General features: G+C 66.8%; 14 protein-coding genes. 3 read left to right on the forward strand and 11 right to left on the reverse strand.

Annotation, left to right across the window (positions count from 1 at the left end; genetic code table 11):
- Positions 1-263: 263 nt before the first annotated feature.
- Positions 264-1,457 (forward strand): NAD(P)-dependent malic enzyme, encoded by a 1,194-nt coding sequence (locus L1080_RS04750; RefSeq protein ID WP_250768683.1) that lies wholly within the window; start codon positions 264-266, stop codon positions 1,455-1,457.
- 66 nt (positions 1,458-1,523) lie between these two features.
- On the opposite strand, the gene L1080_RS04755 is transcribed toward L1080_RS04750, so the two are convergent.
- From L1080_RS04755 to L1080_RS04770, 4 genes are read right to left on the reverse strand one after another with little or no spacing between them, the layout of a single operon-like run.
- Entirely contained in the window at positions 1,524-2,243 is a 720-nt protein-coding gene (locus L1080_RS04755) for an ABC transporter permease (protein WP_250768684.1), read from the reverse strand.
- Positions 2,240-2,890 (reverse strand): ABC transporter permease, encoded by a 651-nt coding sequence (locus L1080_RS04760; RefSeq protein ID WP_250768686.1) that lies wholly within the window; start codon positions 2,888-2,890, stop codon positions 2,240-2,242. Before L1080_RS04760 ends, L1080_RS04755 begins: the two co-directional genes overlap by 4 nt.
- Before the next feature lie 4 nt (positions 2,891-2,894).
- The gene (locus L1080_RS04765) at positions 2,895-4,052 is read right to left on the reverse strand and encodes an ABC transporter ATP-binding protein (RefSeq protein ID WP_250768688.1); all 1,158 of its coding nucleotides are present in this window, start codon (positions 4,050-4,052) and stop codon (positions 2,895-2,897) included.
- 10 nt (positions 4,053-4,062) lie between these two features.
- A complete protein-coding gene (locus L1080_RS04770) occupies positions 4,063-5,040 on the reverse strand; it encodes an ABC transporter substrate-binding protein (RefSeq protein WP_159925455.1) in 978 nt (325 codons plus the stop codon).
- Positions 5,041-5,217: 177 nt separating this feature from the next.
- On the opposite strand from L1080_RS04770, the gene L1080_RS04775 reads away from it, so the two are divergent.
- Positions 5,218-6,165 carry an ABC transporter substrate-binding protein gene (locus tag L1080_RS04775; RefSeq protein WP_250768690.1) on the forward strand — a complete coding sequence of 316 codons (948 nt, stop codon included), beginning with the start codon at positions 5,218-5,220 and terminating at the stop codon, positions 6,163-6,165.
- Here the strand turns inward: L1080_RS04775 and L1080_RS04780 are convergent.
- From L1080_RS04780 to L1080_RS04790, 3 genes are read right to left on the reverse strand one after another with little or no spacing between them, the layout of a single operon-like run.
- Entirely contained in the window at positions 6,124-7,044 is a 921-nt protein-coding gene (locus tag L1080_RS04780; RefSeq protein WP_250768692.1) for an alpha/beta hydrolase, read from the reverse strand. The two genes, L1080_RS04775 and L1080_RS04780, sit on opposite strands and share 42 nt — an antisense overlap.
- Positions 7,045-7,051: 7 nt before the next feature.
- A complete protein-coding gene (locus L1080_RS04785) occupies positions 7,052-7,882 on the reverse strand; it encodes an SDR family NAD(P)-dependent oxidoreductase (protein WP_250768694.1) in 831 nt (276 codons plus the stop codon).
- Positions 7,879-9,480 (reverse strand): flavin-containing monooxygenase, encoded by a 1,602-nt coding sequence (locus L1080_RS04790; protein ID WP_250768696.1) that lies wholly within the window; start codon positions 9,478-9,480, stop codon positions 7,879-7,881. Before L1080_RS04790 ends, L1080_RS04785 begins: the two co-directional genes overlap by 4 nt.
- 69 nt (positions 9,481-9,549) lie before the next feature.
- On the opposite strand from L1080_RS04790, the gene L1080_RS04795 reads away from it, so the two are divergent.
- The gene (locus tag L1080_RS04795; protein ID WP_250768697.1) at positions 9,550-10,194 is read left to right on the forward strand and encodes a TetR/AcrR family transcriptional regulator; all 645 of its coding nucleotides are present in this window, start codon (positions 9,550-9,552) and stop codon (positions 10,192-10,194) included.
- An 85-nt stretch (positions 10,195-10,279) separates the two neighbouring features.
- Here the strand turns inward: L1080_RS04795 and L1080_RS04800 are convergent, their stop codons facing one another.
- The 4 genes from L1080_RS04800 to L1080_RS04815 all read right to left on the reverse strand — a co-directional run bounded on the left by L1080_RS04800 (position 10,280) and on the right by L1080_RS04815 (position 19,991).
- The gene (locus tag L1080_RS04800) at positions 10,280-14,059 is read right to left on the reverse strand and encodes a multifunctional oxoglutarate decarboxylase/oxoglutarate dehydrogenase thiamine pyrophosphate-binding subunit/dihydrolipoyllysine-residue succinyltransferase subunit (protein WP_250768700.1); all 3,780 of its coding nucleotides are present in this window, start codon (positions 14,057-14,059) and stop codon (positions 10,280-10,282) included.
- 111 nt (positions 14,060-14,170) lie between these two features.
- Positions 14,171-18,151, reverse strand: coding sequence for an ABC transporter ATP-binding protein (locus L1080_RS04805; protein WP_374433234.1), 3,981 nt, complete (start codon positions 18,149-18,151; stop codon positions 14,171-14,173).
- Positions 18,118-18,897, reverse strand: a complete 780-nt coding sequence (locus L1080_RS04810; RefSeq protein ID WP_250768703.1) for an ABC transporter permease — start codon at positions 18,895-18,897, stop codon at positions 18,118-18,120. The genes L1080_RS04805 and L1080_RS04810 overlap by 34 nt, the downstream gene beginning before the upstream one ends.
- Positions 18,894-19,991: an ABC transporter ATP-binding protein gene (locus tag L1080_RS04815; protein WP_159925471.1), complete on the reverse strand. Its 1,098-nt coding sequence runs from the start codon at positions 19,989-19,991 to the stop codon at positions 18,894-18,896. The genes L1080_RS04810 and L1080_RS04815 overlap by 4 nt, the downstream gene beginning before the upstream one ends.
- Positions 19,992-20,023: the final 32 nt, after the last annotated feature.

A 20,023-nucleotide genomic window follows, 5' to 3' on the forward strand; every position in this document is an offset into this window, starting at 1 on the left:
GTGCAGCGATCTTCGTGCTTGACTTAGCATCACTCCGACGTCGGCGCCACCGCCCTTCGGCGGGGATTTATGGCAGCGTTGCCAAGGGCTCACCCGCCCAGCGCCATCCACGCTTCGGAAGTTCTGCGGCCAAAGTGATCGCGCGCACCGGAAGCTTCACCAGTTGTCGTTCGCGGAGTAACTACGTAGATCAGCGCCGATCCGCATGGTTACTTCACAGTAACCCGGCCCCGAGTGAGCCTGGACTTAGCAGGAGTGTCATCGTGTCCATCGTGTCCGAACCCACCACACCGCAGAAGGTCGAGCTGACCGACGAGGAGATCTTCGCCGGCCACATCGGGGGGAAGCTCTCGGTAGAGACCACGACCGCCCTCGATACCCAGCGCGCCCTGTCCATTGCCTACACGCCCGGCGTCGCGCAGGTTTCCCGCGCGATCCACGCCGACGAGACCCTCGCCGACCGCTACACCTGGACCAGCCGCCTCGTGGTCGTCGTCAGCGACGGCTCCGCGGTACTCGGCCTCGGCGACATCGGCCCCCGCGCCTCCCTTCCGGTGATGGAAGGCAAATCCGCACTGTTCAAGAACTTCGCGGGCCTCAATTCCATTCCGCTGGTGCTCGACACCAAGGACCCCGACGAAATCGTCGAAACCCTCATCCGGTTGCGCCCGAGCTTCGGCGCGGTCAACCTCGAGGACATCTCCGCACCGCGCTGCTTCGAGATCGAGAAGCGCGTGATCGAGGCCCTGGACTGCCCGGTCATGCACGACGATCAGCACGGCACCGCGATCGTGGTCCTCGCCGCCCTCAAGGGTGCGGTGAAGGTGCAGAAGCGGGACATCTCCGCGCTGCGCGTCGTCATCTCCGGCGCCGGCGCCGCCGGTGTCGCCTGCGCGAACATCCTGCTCGCCGCCGGCATCGCCGACGTGACCGTGCTCGATTCCAAGGGCATCGTCTCGGCCGACCGCAAGGACCTGAACGAGGTCAAGGTCGACCTCGCGGCCCGCACCAACCCCACCGGCCGGCACGGCGGGATCGTCGAAGCCCTCGACGGTGCGGACGTGTTCCTCGGTGTGTCCGCGGGCACGGTTCCCGAAGAACTCATCGCGACCATGGCGGACGACGCCATCGTCTTCGCGCTGTCGAACCCGGACCCGGAGATCCACCCCGAGGTCGCGAAGAAGCACGCGGCGATCGTGGCCACCGGGCGTAGCGACTTCCCGAACCAGATCAACAATGTGCTCGCCTTCCCCGGTGTGTTCCGCGGTGCGCTCGACGCCGGCGCCCGCCGTATCACCGAAGGCATGAAGCTTGCCGCCGCCGAGGCAATCCTCTCGGTCGTCGGTGACGAGTTGGCTGTAGACAAGATCGTTCCCAGCCCGCTCGATCCTCGCGTCGCCCCCGCTGTTGCGGAGGCAGTCGCCGCCGCTGCTCGCGCAGAAGGCGTCACCGACTAGCGAGAATCCGTTGAACACCCCGGACCGGAGCCCGCACCAAGGTTCCCGCCCGGGGTGTTTGCCGTTCTAGCGGGACTTCGCGGCGGCGGCCAGGTCGGCCCACTCCTGGGCGCTGATTCCACGACGTAGCCGGCCAGTGCCCGGGACGGATGCCCACACCGCGAGCGCGAGAAGCCCGTCGACGACGAGGGCCAGGATCGTCACGAGGAGCGCACCGACCAGTACCCGGTCGTACTGACGCAAGGCGAGTCCGTCGAAGATGTACCGTCCGAGCCCGCCGAGGTTGACGTACGCGGCCACCGCTGCGGTTGCAATGATCTGCAGTGTGGCGTTGCGCAGTCCGCCGAGCATGAGCGGCAGCGCATTCGGTGCCTCCACGCGACTGAGGACCTGCCACTCGGTCATGCCCATCGCGCGGGCGGCGTCTACTACCGTCCGGTCGACGTTCGCGACACCGGAGTAGGTGCCGGCCAGTAGCGGCGGAATGCCGAGCACCACCAGGGCGAGGATCGGCGGGATGAGACCGAGCCCGAGGAGCAGCACGAGGAAGGTCAGCATGCCCAACGTGGGCAGTGAACGCAGCGCGTTGACCAAGCCCACCACCAGCACCTCGCCTCGACGCAGATGGCCGATGACCGCACCGAGCGGAACCGCGACGGCGGCCGAGAGGGCGACGGCGAGAAGGCTGTACCAGAGGTGCTCGAGGATGCGGGCCCCGATTCCGGCCCTGCCCTCCCAGTTGGCCGGATCCACAATGTAGTCCCACGCCCCGCCGAAGATGCTCATGCCGCCGCCTCCTTCTTCTGCCGCGTCCATGGTGTGAGCGCACGGGCGAGGAGGAACAGCGCCAGGTCGAAGACCAGTGCGAGGACGACGATGGCGATGATCCCCGCGAGAATCTGATCCGGATAGTCACGCTGGTAGCCGCGGGTGAAGAGGGTCCCGAGACCGCCGATCCCGATCAGCGAACCGACCGAGACCAGCGAAATGTTGGTGACTGCCACCACGCGCACACTTGCCGCGAGAACCGGTAGGGCCAAAGGTAACTCGACTGTCAGTGCCCGGCGCAAGGGTGGGAAACCCATCGCATTCGCGGAGTCGACGACGTCGGCGGGAACCGAGTCGAGGGCCTCCGGGACGGCGCGGACGAGCAGGGCGGTGGAATAGATGGTCAGGGCGATCACCACATTGAGCGGATCGAGGATCTGCAGTCCGACGACGGACGGGATGGTGACGAAGAGAGCCAGCGAGGGAATCGTGAACGCGACGCCGGCGACGGTCGTGGTGACCTTGCGTAGCACCGATGCACCCCGGATCGCGGTGCCCACCGGGACGGCGATGACCAGGCCGAGTAGGAGTGGCATCAGCGCCAGGTACAGGTGGGTCTTCGTCAGGTCGACGACTACGGAAAAATTGTCGATGAGCCACCGCACAGGATCACGGCCTGTCGGGAGAAGTGGACGCGGGCGCGAAGAACTGCGCGTTCCGCGCGCGATCCTCGGCGGCCCGCTGTTGCGTCAGCTTCTCGATGACCTCGGACCCGAGGATGCCGCCGCGGGCGGCACCGTCCTTGTCGACGGCCACGCCTATTCCCGACGGCGACGAGATGGCCGCATCCAACGCTTGCCGCAGGTCTCCGCCCGGCGGGAACAGTGAGCCGCCTGCGGCGGTACATTCCGACAGTGGGCGGCCCGAGCGCACGCCTTCGACGCCCGTGACGTCGATCCAGCCCCGCGGAACACCGGAATCGGTCACCACGAGTGCCCAATCGCCGCGGTCGAGCCGCAGTGTGCTCAGCTCCCGTTCGGTGGCCGTCCGGAGGGGATGAAGGGAAACCTCGTCTGCCGCGCGGAACGACAGGCCACGATAGCCGCGGTCGCGGCCGACGAATCCGGCGACGAAATCGGTGGCCGGCGCGGACAGCACCGTGTCGGGCGCATCGTATTGCTGCAGTCGGCCGCCCGGTCCGAAGACTGCCAGCCGGTCACCGAGCTTGACCGCCTCGTCGATATCGTGCGTCACGAACACAATGGTCTTGCGCAGGTCGGCCTGCAGTCGTTGCATCTCCGCCTGCAAATCCCCGCGGACCACGGGGTCCACCGCGCTGAACGGTTCGTCCATCAGCAGAATGGGCGGGTCGGCAGCTAGCGCCCTGGCCACCCCCACACGCTGCTGCTGCCCACCCGACAGCTGGCCGGGATAACGGCCCGCCAGCGCGGGGTCGAGACCCACCCGCTCGAGCACCGACAGCGCAGCCATACGGGCCGCACGGCGGGAGTCACCGCGAAGGACCGGTACGGTCGCGACGTTGTCGATCACGGTGCGATGCGGTAGCAGTCCGGCGCTTTGAATCACGTAACCGATCCCGAGGCGAAGCTTCACTGCATCGGTCGAGGCGATGTCCCGGCCGTCGACCGAGATGGTTCCGGCCGTCGGGGCGATCATCCGGTTGATCATGCGCATCGATGTGGTCTTGCCGCAGCCGGAAGGCCCGACGAAGACCGTGAACGACTCCGCGTCGATATGCAGATCGAGGTTGTCGACCGCCGTGGTGCCGTCCGGGTACCGCTTGGTGACGCCCGAAAATGTGATCACCGTCGACTCCTCAGGAGACCGGCTTGTCGAGCCCCTGGTCTACGACCCACTGCTTCGCGGCTGCCGCCGGCTCCGTCTTGGCGTCACCGGACACGGCATCGTTCAACTTCACCAGCTCCTCCGTCGTCAGCTTCGCGGACAGTGCGTCGAGCGCTCGAGTCAGCTCGGCCGTCGACTTGGCTGCGCGCACCACCGGAACAACGTTTTGAGCCGGAAAGTTGTTCTTCGGGTCCGTGAGCACCACAAAGTTGTTCTTCTCGATTGCCGGCGAGGTGGTGAAGATGTTCGCCGCGGTGATCTGCCCCGATGCCAGAGCCTCGACCGTGGCGGGTCCGCCGCCGTCCGCGATGGGGACGAAGTTGGCCGGTGCGATGTCGAGTCCGTAGTTCTCCTTCAGTCCGGGCAGTCCGGCGCGGCGCTCTTGGAACTCGGCGGGGGCACCGAACTTGACCTCCGCCGAATGCGCTGCCAAGTCCGCGATCGAGGTCAGATTCCACTTCTGCGCGGTCTCCGCGGTGACGACGACGGCGTCCTTGTCCTCGGCTGGAGCTGGGGTGGTGATCGTCAACTCCGATCCGAGTGCGCCCGGGAGTGCCGCGTCGACGTCGGCAGCGCTGGTGGCGGTCGACTGCGGGTCGAGGTACTGCAGCAGGTTGCCCGTGTAGTCCGGAATGACGTCGATCGACGCGTCCTTCAGCGCTGGAATGTAGGCCTCGCGGCTTCCGATGTCGAACTTCGTGGTTACGTCGAAACCGTTGGCGCGGAGAACCTCGGTGTAGATATTGGCCACCGTCTCGGACTCCGGGAAGTTCGCCGAACCCACGATGACGGCGTTCGCGTCGTCACCGGACCCTTCACCCTCGGCCGACAACGGATCGGAACCGCCCCCGCACGCGGCGAGGGAGACCACGGCAACCGTGGCGACCGCGAGGCCGCCCAGAGTGCGGCGGGCGAACCCGCGACCCGAGGATGTGTTCGAGGTGCGCATGCGCGTCCTTCCGTTTGTTCGCCACTGCCGTTTGTTCACTACTGCCGTTGTTCACTACTGCCGCATGATCGGGAGATCCGGTGGGCACACCGCCGGGCCGATGTGGCGTCAGTGTAACGATAGGCAGGTGGGCAACACTGGTTTCGGCTCAGCGTGATGCGAGGGAAGGCGTGCGAGGTGGCACAGACAGGTAAGGGCGGATCGGGGAGCGGGAGTTCCCGGAAGTCCGCTCGTCTCGGGGCGTGGGCGGCAGCGTCGGTGCTAATTCTGATTCCCGGCGCGCTGTCGGCCTGCGATGTCGGCAACACTGCTCTCGACGGTTCCGCGGGACAGACCGCGGGTGAGGTGGTGGTGGGGTCGGGCGACACGGCGGAAAGCCGGGTCCTGGCCGAAATCTACGCGGGCGCTCTCCGATCGACGGGTGCGCCGGCATCCACCGAGACCGGACTGGGCGACCGCACCGCCTATCTTCGGCGGCTCGATGCGGGCGAAGTGACGTTGGTGCCCGAGTTCACCGGCCGGCTGCTGCGCTACTACGATCCGGAGTCGACCGAAAAGGAACAGGACGAGGTGTTCGAGGCGTTGAGTCAGGCGCTGCCGCAAGGTCTTTCGATCTCCGATTACGCGGCGGCGGAGGATCGGTCCGCGCTGGCGGTGTCTGCGGACACGTCTACCCGGATGGCGGTGACGACGCTCGACGAGCTCATTCCCGCGTGCCGTCGTAGCGTCGCGGTGCTCACCCCCGATTTCGAGGCCGGCTCACTCGCCGATCTGACCGGTTGCACGTTCGCGCAGACGCGCGCGGTTCCGGACGGAGCCGCGGCGGTCGCGGAACTCTCCGTCCCCGCACAGGCGGATGGCGCCGTGGTGGCAGGAGTGACCACCGCGACCCCGGAAGTCGCGAGCTCGGACCTCGTTCTGCTGGACGACGACGAGGCGATCTTCACAGCCCAGAACGTGGTGCCGCTCTACCGGGTCGGGGCGCTCGGTGAGCCCCAGATCAAGGCGCTGAACGTGGTGGCGGGGGAGCTGACGACAGCGGACCTGGCCGACATGATCGGACAGGTCCGCGGTGGTGCCGATTCAGCCGACGTCGCTCGTGTCTGGCTGGACGCACATGTGTGATTTCAGGTAAGCCCCGAGTTCGGCGACGGCCTCCGCAGCCTCGCGTACCAACGAGGCCTGGAGGTGCGCAACGTGCCAGAGTCGGGCGTATTCGGTGAGCGTCACGTCGACGCCCGACTTCTCGAGCTTGTCGACGAACTCCAAGATCTGTGGATACAGAACCTCGTCGAGTCCGACGTGAACGACAGTGGGCGGAAACCCCTTCAAATCTCCGTGCAGCGGGGCATAACCGGGATCGAACTTGTTTCCGCTCCCCAGGTACTTCTCGGCGGCGTGGAACGACCACGCGGTATTCACCACGAGGTCACGGTCCCGGATAGTGTCGCGCCTGCACGGATCGACCCACGGTGAGATGAGTCCCAACGCGGCCGGGGTGACCCCGTGCCGGTCGATCAGGCGCCGCGCCGTGGCCGCCGCCAGACCACCGCCCGCGGAATCGCCGGCGATGGCCAGTCGTCCTGTCTCGTACCCGTGTTCCGTGGTCAGCTCGAGGAACGCCGCCACGGCGTCCTCCAGCCCGGCAGGAAACGGATGTTCGGGGGCGAGGCGGTAGTCGAGTGTGTAAACCACACTTCCGGATTCACGTGCCAGATGCGCGGCCAGCGACCGGTGGGTCGCGGGCGAGCCGATGGTGTACGCGCCACCGTGGAGATAGAGCACGGCGGTCCGGCGCTCGGTGGCGCCCACCGTGATCCGCTCGGCGGGCCGGCCGGCCAAGGTGGCCGGCCGGCAGGCCGCCCCCTCCGGCATCTGCTGCAGCGGTGCGGCCATTTCGAGCAGCGCCCTCTGCGCCGGATACGGCAGCCGCGAGTTGAGGCTCAGCCGGTAGAACGGCCGCAGCGCGGCGGCGACTACCGGGAGCGGCAAGGAGAAGCTCACGGCGACCTCAGTTCGGCTTGGGAAGGACACGCCCGGCGACGGCGGCGACCACTCGCTGGTAGCTCGGGCCGACCACGCGCACCCAGGCGTCCAGGAACTTCGCGTCGGCGCCGATCAGTACCCGCGCCTTACCCTTGCTCACACCCTTGACGATGGTGGCAGCAGCATCTTCCGGTGAGGTCCGGGCGAGCTTCTTGTCGAAGAACTGGGCGAACGTGTCCAAGTCTTCGCCGGGGCCTGCGGTGGCATTTCGGGCAATGGCTGTCTTGATGCCTCCCGGATGCACACAGGTCACCTTGACGGGATGCTTCGCAATCAGCATTTCCTGTCGCAGCGACTCGGTGAAGCCGCGGACCGCGAACTTCGCGGAGTTGTAGGCGGTCTGTCCCGGCATGGACAACAGACCGAAGAGGCTCGAGATGTTCACCAGGTGGCCGTCGCCCGAGGCAATGAGGTGCGGCAGGAATGCCTTGGTGCCGTTGACGACTCCCCAGAAGTCCACATCCATGATCCGCTCGATGTCCTTGAACTCGGACTTCTCGAACTCGCCGTGGTACGCGATACCGGCGTTGTTGTAGACCTGGTTGATCGTTCCGAAGTGGGCAAGCACGGCGTCGGCGTACGCGAGTACCGCTTCGCGCTCGGTGACATCCAGATGGTCCGACCTTACCTCGGCGCCGAGGGCGGCAACCTGTCGCGCCGTCTCGGCGAGACCGACGGTGTCCATGTCGGAGATCGCCAGCTTGGCGCCCTGCCCTGCCAGGTTGACGGCGAGAGCCCTGCCGATGCCCGAACCGGCGCCGGTGATCACGACCACCTTGCCTGCGAATGTGCTCACTGTGCTGCCACCTTGTCGTCGTCGAGGTCGATCTGTGCCGAGATGGCGAACGAGTTCGAGGCCTGACCGTTCACCTGCACCGGTGCGGGGAGGTCGGCGGCAGCCACACTGTCGTACGCCGCGAGGTCGAAACGCCGTGTCTGATTGCGGAACTGGAAGGTGAACCCCGGCCACAGTGTCGTGTTGTTGCCGTGCTTGTCGAGGTACCAGCTGGCGCACCCGCCGTTGTTCCACACGCTGTGCGACAGCTTCTCCTGGAGGTCGGCGTTGTAGCGGTCCTGCGCGTCCTGCCGGACCTCGATCTTGCCGATGCCGTACTTGTCGAGGGTGTCGAGTGCGTCGACCAGGTAATTGAGCTGCGACTCGATCATGAAGACCATCGAGGTGTGGCCCAGTCCTGTGTTGGGACCGACGAGGAAGAACATGTTGGGGAAGTTCGCGATCGCCGCGCCCTTGTAACCCTGCTGCCCGCCTTCGTCGAAAACCTCGGCGAGCGAGCGGCCGTCCTTGCCGAAAATTCCCTGGAAGGTGGGGGAGTCGGTGACGTGGAAACCGGTGGCGACCACGATGGCGTCGACCTCGCGGACCGTGCCGGTCTTCGAGACGACTGCGTTGCCCTTGACTTCGGCGATGCCCTCGGTCACCAGGTCGACGTTGTCCTGCGCGAGCGTCGGGTAGTAGTTGTTCGAGATCAGCATGCGCTTGCACCCGATCTGGAAATTCGGGGTGACCTTCTTGCGCAGGTCCTTGTCCTTGATCTGGCGGCGCAGGTGGCGCTCGGCCGCGAACTGCAGCGGCTTCATGAACACCGGTGCCTTCGCGAGCCCGACGACCTGGCTCTCGCGCATCCAGTAGATCCCGCTACGGCACAGCTTCTGGAAACCGGGCAGGTACTTGAACGCGGCGTGCTCGGCCTTCGTGTACTCGCGGTCGGCGCGAGGCAGGATCCACGGGGCCGTGCGCTGGTAGACGTCGAGGTGCGACACCTTCTTGCCGATCGCCGGGACGATCTGGATGGCCGAGGCGCCGGTGCCGATGACGGCAACCCGCTTTCCCGTCAGGTCGGCGTCGTGGTTCCAGCGGGCGGAGTGGAAGATCTCGCCCTCGAACTCTTCGATGCCCTTGATGTCGGGAAGCGCCGGCTCGCACAGTGCACCGACCGCCGAGACGACGATCTTCGCGACGAAGTTCCCCTTGGTGGTGGTGACTTCCCACCGGGTGGTCTGCTCGTTCCAATGCGCGGATTTCACGTCACAACTGAAAACGTGGCGATCGCGCACCTTGTACTTGTCCGCCACCGACTGGATGTACTTCTGGATCTCGGGCTGGGTCGAGAACGAACGTGTCCACTCCGGGTTCAGCGCGAAGGAGTAGGAGTACAGGTGCGAGGGCACGTCGCATGCTGCGCCCGGGTACGTGTTGTCGCGCCAGGTGCCGCCGACCTCCGTGCCGCGCTCGAGCACGAGGAAGTCGGTCTTGCCTGCCTGGGTGAGCTTGATAGCCGCGCCCAGTCCGGCGAACCCGCTGCCGATGATCAAGGTATCGACGTATCGGGCACCCGCGGTCGTGTCGTAAGTGTCTGTGACGGGAAGACTCATGTAAGAGACAATAGGGCGCTATTGAGGGGTAGTCAATAGCTATTGACCTCCGTTCAGTAAGATGCTGTCATGGACGTCGTGAAGCGGACCCGTCTCAGCCCGGAGCAACGACGGGCACAATTGATCGACCTCGGTGTGAAGATGCTGGCGCAACGGCCGCTCGAGCAGATCTCGGTCGAGGAGATCGCCGACCAGGCCGGAGTCTCGCGGGGACTGCTCTTCCATTACTTCGCCTCGAAGCACGACTTCCATCTCGCCATCGTGCGCCACTCCAGCAGCGAGATGCTGGCCCGGACCGCGCCCGACCCCTACGTGGACGACGCCCGGGATCCGTTACAGATTCTGCGGTCCGTATTGGCCGCATACGTCGACTACGTGTCGGAGAACCGTGGCACCTACGTCTCGCTGCTTCGAGGCACAGCCAGTGGCGACCCCGACATGCGGGCTGTCTTCGAGGAGACCCGGGCAATGATGTCCGAGCGCACCCTCGAGCAGCTCCCGATCCTCGGCGTCGAGCGGACACCCGCGGTGGAACTGGCCGTCCGTGGCTGGATCGCATACGTCGAGGAGGTCACGATCAGCTGGTTGCGCGATCCGCAGCTCACCCGCGAGCAATTGATCGAACTCAACGTCCAAGCGCTGCCCGCCCTCGCGGTCGCGGCGGCGCCCGAGATCGCCGCAGCACTGGTCGCGGCCACCAGCGCAAGCCCCTAACCGAGCGGATCCGGACACCACAAAGCCGGGCCGAGTTCGCTTCGTACAGCGAACTCGGCCCGGCTCAGTGGTAGTTCAGTCGACGTCAGCCGAAGGCTTCGTCGATAATCTCCTGCTGTTCGACGGCGTGGACCTTGCTCGAACCCGAGGACGGTGCCGACATCGAACGGCGCGAAATCCGCTTGATCCCGGCGAGTTTCTCCGGGAGCAACTCGGGCAGCGCGAGACCGAAGAACGGCCATGCACCCTGGTTGGCCGGCTCCTCCTGAACCCACCGGAATTCGGCGGCGTTCGGGTAGCGATCGAGCGTCTCACGCAGGCGACGGCTCGGCACCGGGTACAGCTGCTCGATACGGACGATCGCGATGTCGTCGCGGTTGTCCTTGTGCTTCTTCGCGAGCAGTTCCCAGTACAGCTTGCCGCTGACGAGGAGCACCCGGGTGACCTTGCTGCGGTCGCCGTCACCGGTCTCGTAAACCGGCTCTTCGAAGACGGACCGGAACTTGCCGGTGGTGAAGTCCTCGATATCGGACACGGCGGCCTTGTTGCGCAGCATCGACTTCGGCGTGAACACCACCAGCGGGCGGCGGATTCCGTCGAGCGAGTGGCGACGCAGCAGGTGGAAGTAGCTGGCCGGCGTGGACGGCACGGCCACCGTCATCGATCCCTCGGCGCACAGCTGGAGGAAGCGCTCGATACGGCCGGACGTGTGGTCCGGACCCTGACCCTCGTGACCGTGCGGAAGGAGCAGCACGACGTCGGACAGTTGACCCCACTTGGCCTCACCGGAGGAGATGAACTCGTCGATGATGGACTGCGCACCGTTGACGAAGTCACCGAACTGGGCTTCCCAGAGCACGAGGGCGTCCGGGTTGCCCACGGAGTAGCCATACTCGAAACCGACGGCGGCGAACTCGCTGAGTGCGGAGTCGTAGACCAGGAACTTACCCGGGTTCTGGCTGCCGAGGTTCTGCAGCGGCGTGTACTCGTCGCCCGTCTTGCGGTCGATGAGCACCGAGTGACGCTGCGTGAACGTACCGCGGCGGGAGTCCTGACCCGAGAGGCGAACCATCTTGCCCTGGTCGACCAGCGAACCGAAGGCGAGCAGTTCCGCGAACGCCCAGTCGATCTTGCCTTCGCGAGACATTTCGCGGCGCTTTTCGATGACCGGCTTGACGCGCGGGTGCACCGAGAAACCCTCGGGCACGTTGACGAACGCGTCACCGATCCGCTCGAGGACCGAACGGTCGACCGCGGTGGTCAACTTGGTGGGCAGCGGCTGGTCGAGCTCGACCGACTCACTCGGCTCGGGCTTGTACTTCTCCAGCTCGCGGACCTCGTTGAACACCCGCTCGAGCTGTCCCTGGTAGTCGCGGAGAGCGTCTTCGGCTTCCTTGAGCGAGATGTCGCCACGGCCGATCAGCGATTCGGTGTAACTCTTACGAACGCTGCGCTTGGTGTCGATCACGTCGTACATCGCCGGCTGGGTCATCGACGGGTCGTCGCCCTCGTTGTGACCGCGACGGCGGTAGCAGATCATGTCGATGACGACGTCCTTCTGGAACTTCTCCCGGAAGTCGACAGCGAGCTGGGCAACCCACACGCAGGCCTCGGGGTCGTCACCGTTGACGTGGAAGATCGGCGCGCCGATCATCTTCGCGACATCGGTGCAGTACTCGGAGGAACGCGAGTGCTCCGGGGCGGTGGTGAAGCCGACCTGGTTGTTGACCACGATGTGGACGGTGCCGCCGGTGCGGTATCCGCGCAGCAGCGCGAGGTTGAGCGTCTCCGCCACCACGCCCTGTCCCGCGAATGCGGCGTCGCCGTGCAGCATCAACGGCAGGACGGTGAAGCCGTCCTCGCCCTTGTCGAGGATGTCCTGCTTGGCGCGGACCAGTCCCTCCAGGACCGGGTCGACGGCCTCGAGGTGGGACGGGTTGGCGGTGAGCGACACCGTGATGTCGTTGTCGCCGAACATCTGGATGTACGTGCCCTCGGCGCCGAGGTGGTACTTCACGTCACCGGAGCCGTGCGCGGCAGCCGGGTTCATGTTGCCCTCGAACTCCGTGAAGATCTTGGAGTACGGCTTACCCACGATGTTCGCCAGCACATTCAGACGACCACGGTGAGGCATGCCGATGACGACCTCGTCGAGCTGGTGCTCGGCGGCCTGGTCGATGACGGCGTCCATCATCGGGATGACGGACTCGGCGCCCTCGAGGGAGAAGCGCTTCTGGCCGACGTACTTGGTCTGCAGGAACGTCTCGAACGCCTCGGCGGCATTCAGCTTGCTCAGGATGTACTTCTGCTGAGCGACCGTCGGCTTGACGTGATGCGCCTCGACGCGGTCCTGCAGCCACTGCTGCTGTTCCGGCTCGAGGATGTGCGTGTATTCGACGCCGACGTGGCGGCAGTACGCGTCCCGCAGCACGCTGAGCACGTCGCGGAGCTTCATCTTCTCCTGGCCGTGGAAGCCGCCGACCTTGAACTCACGGTCGAGATCCCACAGGGTCAGGCCGTGCGTGATGACGTCGAGGTCCGGGTGGCTGCGGAACTTGTCCTTGACGAACTGCAGCGGATCGGTGTCGGCCATCAGGTGACCGCGGTTGCGGTACGCGGCGATCAACTCGAGGACACGCGTGTTCTTGTCGACGGCGCCTTCGGGCACATCCTGACGCCAGCGGACCGGCTCGTACGGGATGTGCAGCGCGTGGAAGATCTCGTCGTAGAACTCGTCGCTGATCAGCAGGTTGTGAATGGTCCGGAGGAAGTCGCCGGACTCGGCACCCTGGATGATGCGGTGGTCGTACGTCGAGGTGAGCGTCATCAGCTTGCCGACGCCCATGTCGGCAATGCGCTCGTCGCTCGCGCCCTGGAATTCGGCGGGGTACTCCATGGCACCGGCACCGATGATGGCGCCCTGTCCCTGCATCAGACGCGGCACGGAGTGCACGGTGCCGATGCCACCGGGATTGGTGAGGGAGATGGTGACGCCCGAGAAGTCCTCACCGGTGAGCTTGCCGTCACGCGCGCGCCGGACGATGTCCTCGTAGGCGCTGTAGAACTGCGTGAAGTTGTGCGTTTCGGTGTTCTTGATGGCGGCGACGACGAGGGACCGGCTGCCGTCCTTGCCCGGCAGATCGATTGCCAGGCCGAGGTTGGTGTGCGCGGGCGTGACGGAGTGCGGCTTGCCGTCGATCTCCGCGAAGTGCCGGTTCATGTTGGGGAACGCCTTGACCGCCTGCACGATCGCGTAACCCAGCAGGTGGGTGAAGGAAATCTTGCCGCCGCGGGTACGGGCGAGGTGGTTGTTGATGACGATCCGGTTGTCGAACATCAGCTTCGCAGGGATGGCGCGAACACTGGTGGCGGTCGGAATGGCCAGCGAGGCCGACATGTTCTTCGCGACGGCAGCAGCGGCGCCGCGCAGAACCTTCGTTTCTTCGGCAGCGGTCTCGGGAGCGGACGCCTTCGCGGGCGACTCCTTGGCCGGTGCGGTCTTGGCCGGCGCGGCCTTCGGTGCGGCCGTCTTGGGCGCCGCTACCTTGGGAGCTGCACCGTTGGCGGCGGACTTCGCCGGGGCGCCGTCGCCCGTCTTGGTCGCCGACGTGGGCGCGGTCTCGGCCTTGGCGGCCGGCGGCGGCGACGTCTTGCCGGGGGGAGCGGCAGCAGATGCGGCGGTGGTGGTGCCGTTCGTGCCGCGTCCGTTGGCTACGCCGGCCTTGGCGGCGGCATCGGGGGAGTAATCCGTCAGAAATTCATGCCAACTCGCGTCCACGGACGACGGATCGTCCTGGAAACGCTGGTACATTTCGTCGACCAACCACTGGTTCTGTCCGAACTGGGATGTAGAGCTGCTGCTCACGGCAGGTGTTCGCCTCGTTTCTATTTCGGTACCCGATCAGAGCGCCTATATACATGAGAGTAGCCCTCGCGTGTGACGTGCGAATCGCCAGGCCTGCACGTGTGAGCTGTCTCACGGCCATCGGATGGGGTCACCATCGATGACGGTTCTCGCCCCGCGATTATTCCCTGCACCGCTCTCCGCCGCATCCCACAGTCCCGCATAGTGGCCACCTGCCGAGCGCAGGGTGGCGTGCGATCCGGTCTCCACGATCCGGCCTCCGTCGATGACGAGGATCACGTCGGCGCGCGCTGCGGTGGCCAGTCGGTGGGCTACCACGACCGACGTCCGGCGCCGGGTCACGCGGCTGCCGGCCTCGAGAACCAGCTGCTCTGTGGCCGGATCGAGGGTGGCGGTGGCCTCGTCCAGGAGCAGGAGGTCGGGGTCGACCAGTTCGGCGCGAGCAAGCGCGATCAACTGGCGCTGACCCGCCGACAACCCCTGCCCCCGCTCGCCGATGGGGTGACGCATCCCACCCCGCAGCCGGCCGATCGTGCCGAGCGCTCCGACCGCGCGGGCGGCATTCTCGATCTCCTCGCGGCTCGCGTCGGGCCTGCCGTACGCAATGTTGGTCGCGACCGTGCCGGTGAACAGATGCGCCTCCTGCGGGACCACGCCCAGTCGCCCGCGGTACTCACCGAGCGAATAGTGACGCAGGTCGACGTCGTCGACGAGTACGGAGCCGGACGTCGGGTCGTAGAAGCGGGCGAGCAGTTTCACGATGGTGGATTTGCCCGCGCCGGTCTTGCCGACCAGCGCCACCGTGGCGCCCGCCGGAATGTGGAGGTCGATGTCGGTCAGCGCGTCACTCTCCGCGCCGGAATAACGGAAGCCGACGTCACGCAGACGCACCTCGCCTCTCAGGTGCCCGTCGATCCGAGTCCGATGGTCGCCGGCGGCGCGCTCGATGGAGCTCGGAGTGCGGAGCAGATCGCCGATCCGGAGCAGGCCGACACTGGCCTGCTGGTAACCGTCGAACACCTGCGACAGCTGCTGGATGGGCCCGAACAGCAGGCCGAGGTACAGCACGAAGGCGACGAGCGTTCCCGACGACGTCTCGCCGCCCGCGACCTGCCGGGCACCGACGAACACGACAGCGGCAAGCGCCAGATCCGAGAGGAACGCGATGAACGGGAAGTACAGCGAGATCGCGCGCTGGGACCGCATGCGGCTGCGGCGGTAACTGTCGGCGCGTTCGGCGAACCTGCGGGCGGCGAACTCTTCGCGGCGGTAGGCCTGCGCGGCGCGCAAGCCCGCGATGTTTTCCTGGAACTCGGCGTTGACGAGGGAAATCCGTTCCCGGGACACCGTGTAGGCCACCGAAGAGATCCGGCGAAAGATCAGCGTCGCGAGCACGAGGGGCGGGATGACGGCGAGGGCGACGACGGCGAGAGTGAGGTCGGTGACGACGAGTGCGACCGAGATCCCCACGACGGTGAGCACACTGACCACCGCGGTGGACATCCCGGTCTGGATGAACGACGACAACGCGTCGACGTCGGTGGTCATGCGGGTCATGATCCGGCCCGAAAGCTCCCGCTCGTAGTAGTCGAGGCCGAGCCGCTGCAGGTGCGCGTAGCTCCGCACCCGGAGTCCGAAGAGCACGCGTTCACCTGCGCGGGCGGTGAGCACCGTCATGGCCGCGACCACCAGCCAGTCGGCGGCGACCAGGGCGATTCCGACCGCGGTGGCGGTCCACAGCGTCGCCGAGTCCTGCGGGAGCACCCCGTTGTCGATGGCGAATCGCACGATGGAGGGGAAGGCGATCCCGGCGAGGGAATCGAGCGCGAGGCAGGCGACCACGGCGAACAGTAGGCCGCGGACCGGTCGCAGGATGCGCGACAGGTGGAAGTTCGGCTCGGGTAGCCGCAAGGTGCGGGTGTCGAGGCCCGGACTCTCGAGCGCGGGAGGCAGAGCGTCGACTGCGGCTTGCAATTCGGGGGTGGCAGCGATGTTTCCGAGGGCGCCGGCCATCGGTCCACCGCCGCCGCGACCTCCGCCGCCGGGTCCGGTGGCGGGCGCCGGGGTCCGCCCGGCCGTGGTGGCGGCGAGAGTGGCGTCCGGCACCTCTCGGGGGCTCTCGGGCCACAGTTCCGCTGCGGAGGGGATGCGCTGGGTCGACATCGGATCGGCCGCGCGCGGGCCTGCTTCCGAACCGTTTTCCTCCTCCGGGGACGCGAACAGTGCCCGGAACAGGGCGCACCGTTCGTCGAGTTCGGCCACCGTGCCGCTGTCGATGATCGTTCCGCCGTCGAGCACGGCCACCCGATCGGCGAGGGACAGGGTGGAACGTCGGTGCGCGAGGACGAGCGCGGTGCGGCCGCGGCCTGCCCGGAGCGACTCGAAGATGGACGCCTCGGTGGTCGCATCCACGGCGGACGTCGCATCGTCGAGAATCAGGACCCGCGGATCGGTGAGCAGCGCGCGGGCCAGGGCGATCCGCTGGCGCTGTCCCCCCGACAGTGTGAGACCGCGTTCCCCGACCACGGTGTCATAGCCGTCGGGGAGGGCGGAGACGAATTCGTCGGCCGCCGCCATCGTCGCCGCTTCCCGGATTTCCTCGGCGCTGGCATCGGGCCTGCCGAGTGCGATGTTGGCGGCGATGGTGTCGGAGAAGAGGAACGGTTCGTCGAAGACGAGGCTGACGGCTTCACGAAGGTGCTCGGCGCTGAGCTGGGCGACGTCGAACACGTCCTCGCCGGATGTCAGCGCAACGGTGCCCGAGGAGGGCGCGTAGAACCGGGGAAGCAGCAGCGACAGCGCCGTCTTCCCGGAACCCGCCATTCCCACCACCGCGACCGTCTCACCGGGGGCGATCTGTAGGTCGAGCCCACGCAGGGTGTCGCGGCCCGGCTCGAACCCGAAGGTGACCGACCGCAGATCGACGCCGAGCGGTCCGCCCGGCAGCGGGGTGGGGTGTGGTGGATCCGCGACCTCCGGTTCGGTGTCGATCACCTCGTACACCCGTTCCACGGCCGCCCGGGACAGTTGCGCCATGATCACCACGGACGACAGGGTGCGGGTCACCGCCGTCATCGTCGTGACGTAGGTGGCGAAGGCGAGGAAGGTGCCGATCGTGATGGACCCGTGCAGGGCCAGGTAGCCGCCGACCGCGATCACACCGACGAGCCCCAGCTGGGGGAGTGCGGCCATGGTGGGCGTGAAGCGGGAGTTGATGCGGGCGGCCCGCAGGCGTTCCGCATACAGCGCCCGACTGTGGTGTTCGAGCTGATCGACGGCCCGCCGTTCCTGCCCGAAGCCCTTCACGACGCGCACCCCGGTGACCGTCTCCTCGACGTGTTGCGCGAGGTCGGCCGCCCGCTGCTGGGCGGACCACGTGGCGGCGAAGAGCGTCGGGCGCATCGCGTAGACGACGAGACAGACGAGCGGGACGATCACCAGCGCGACCACTGTCAGCAGCGGGGAAAGCCACACCATGATGCCGAGGGCGAGGACGAATTGCAGCAACGCGCCCGCCGACAACGGGACCATCGCGAGGAGTCCCTGCACCAGTTGCAGATCGGTGATGGACCGCGACACCACCTGGCCGGTGCGAATCTGGTCCTGACCTCGTCCGTCGAGGCGTTGCAGGGCACCGAGCAGACCCAGCCTGAGGTCGTGCTGGACGTCGAGCGACAGCTTGCCCGCCAGCATCCGCCGGCCGTACTGGCACGCGAAGCGCACACAGGCGAGGAGCGCGATCAGGAGCGCTGCGATGCCGATGACCTCGGTGGCGCGGTCCGTACCGGCGGCGTCGAGCGCGTACTTGGTGAGCAGCGGGAACGAGATGTCGATGCCGGCCGCGACGACGGTCACGGTCAGTGCCCCGACGGTCGCGCGGCGATGTGCCCAGCACTCGGCGCTGAGCCGGCGTATCCAGCCGGGCCGTACCGTGTCGCGTACGCGCCTCTGCTCCCGCTCGATCACTGAGCCGGATGTGCTCTCACCTGCCGCTGTGTCCACGTTAGCCACTGTGTCCACGTTAGCGCTGCGGTCCGACACCGCAGTCGCGGCGTTCCTCAGGTGATGTCGCGACTGCGGGTCAGGGCCCATCCGGCGAGGGTGAAGAGTGCCGTCCACACCATCACCGCGATCGGTGCGGCGGGCCACAACGGCAACCAGTCGATGTCGTTGCCCGCGGCCGCGTTGGCGACGGATCCCAGGGTGGCCGACACGGGGAGGACGTCGCCCACTGCGCCGATGCCGAAGCCGCTGAGAATCGAGCGCAGGATCATCTCGCCGAGGGTGTACCACACGACGAGTGAGATGCAGCTGCCGACGGAGGAGCCGGTCAGCATCGACATCCCGCCACCGATCAGCGCCCAGCATGCGGCAGCAACCAAGGCAGCGGCCAACATCGCGAAGAGGGAACCTCGCAGTGCGAAGTTCTCCCCGCCGAACGTCAGCAGCAGGGCGACGCTGACCATCTCGACGACGAGGCAGTAGAAAAATCCGAACGCGGCAGTGACGGCCAGTTTCGCGCAGATCACCCCGTCTCGGCCACGGGCGGTGAGGAAAGTGGTGGTCAGTGTCTTGTAGCGGAACTCGGTACCGGCATTCACTGCTCCGAAGAGGGCGGCAAAGAGCACGACGAGCGACAGGGCGACGGCAAGCCCGAACACTGTGGCAGCGAGGTTGGCGTCGGCCGGATCGGCTTCGAACGCGTCGGTGAAGGCGCGTAACACCGGCAGGGAGATGGCGCTCGAGAACATCCCGACGACCAGCGGGGTCAGCCCGAGCATCCACCAGAACCGCAACGTGGTGACCTTGCGGAATTCCGCGGTGAGCAGTGCGGTCATCGCGGACCTCCGGACATCGGCCCCTGCGGGTGCGGGGCATACGCGGGCGGATACCCAGCCGGCGGGCCGTACCCCGGAGGAGGGCCGGCACCCGGGTGGCCGGGGTAGTGGGGCTGCTGCGGGTAGGCCGGGGGCGGGCCGTATCCGGAGGGCGCAGCCGCGCTCGCACCGGCAACGTACTGGCCGGTCGTCATCGACAGGAAGAGCTGCTCGAGGTCGATGTGCTCGGCCACGGCGCCGAAGATCGTCACTCCGGCTCCGGCGGCCACCGACTGCACGACGTCGAGTGCCGCACCCGTCACGGCGAGACGGCCGTCGGCCAGGGACCGGGCATCGACGATGCCTCGCGCGGCCAGAGCGGTCGCCAGCGCAGCCGGACTCGAGGAGGCGACCAGTAGGCGGCTCTGCTGCGACTTCCGCAGGTCCTCCATCCTTCCCTGATAGACGAGTGCACCCCGACTGACGATGACCAGTGTGTCGACCGTCTGCTCGACCTCCCGGAGGATGTGGCTCGAGACGAGGACGGTCCGCCCGGAGGCGGCGAAGCCTTTCAGGAACTCCCGCAGCCACGCGATCCCCTCGGGATCGAGTCCGTTGGCCGGTTCGTCGAGGACCAGGATGCGTGGATCGCCCAGCAGGGCGGTCGCGAGCGAAAGGCGCTGTCGCATGCCCAGGGAGAATCCGCCGGCCTTACGCCCCGCCACGTCTTCGAGCCCGACCAGCGCGAGTACCTGTCGGGCCCGCGCGTCCGGCACCCCGATGGCCGAGGCGTACACCTTCAAGTGATCGAGCGCGGTGCGCGCAGGGTGCAGGCTCTGTGAGTCGAGCACGGCGCCGACCGTGCGGGCAGGATCTCGCAGCGCCCGAATCGGGACGCCCTCGACTGCGGAGGTTCCGGCGCTGGGCCGGACGAGTCCGAGGATCATCCGCAGCGTCGTCGTCTTACCCGAGCCGTTGGGGCCGAGAAAACCGGTGATCGAACCGTGCGGAACGGAGAAACTGAGGTCGGAGACGGCGGTGACGTTCTTGAAGCTCTTCGACAGCCCGGACACCTCGATCGGCGCCGCGACACTTGCCGGCATTGCAGTGGTCAAGCCGTCCTCCCCTGAACACGATCGTGTGGAAT

Source organism: Rhodococcus sp. MSC1_016 (assembly GCF_023667485.2).
Taxonomy (GTDB): Bacteria; Actinomycetota; Actinomycetes; order Mycobacteriales; family Mycobacteriaceae; genus Rhodococcus_F; species Rhodococcus_F oxybenzonivorans.

Coding starts and splice junctions, on each gene's coding strand:
- L1080_RS04755 (WP_250768684.1), bottom strand. CDS start 2,243: ATGAGCATCTTCGGCGGGGCGTGGGACTACATTGTGGATCCGGCCAAC.
- L1080_RS04770 (WP_159925455.1), bottom strand. CDS start 5,040: ATGCGCACCTCGAACACATCCTCGGGTCGCGGGTTCGCCCGCCGCACT.
- L1080_RS04790 (WP_250768696.1), bottom strand. CDS start 9,480: ATGAGTCTTCCCGTCACAGACACTTACGACACGACCGCGGGTGCCCGA.
- L1080_RS04795 (WP_250768697.1), top strand. CDS start 9,550: ATGGACGTCGTGAAGCGGACCCGTCTCAGCCCGGAGCAACGACGGGCA.
- L1080_RS04805 (WP_374433234.1), bottom strand. CDS start 18,151: ATGGGCCCTGACCCGCAGTCGCGACATCACCTGAGGAACGCCGCGACT.
- L1080_RS04810 (WP_250768703.1), bottom strand. CDS start 18,897: ATGACCGCACTGCTCACCGCGGAATTCCGCAAGGTCACCACGTTGCGG.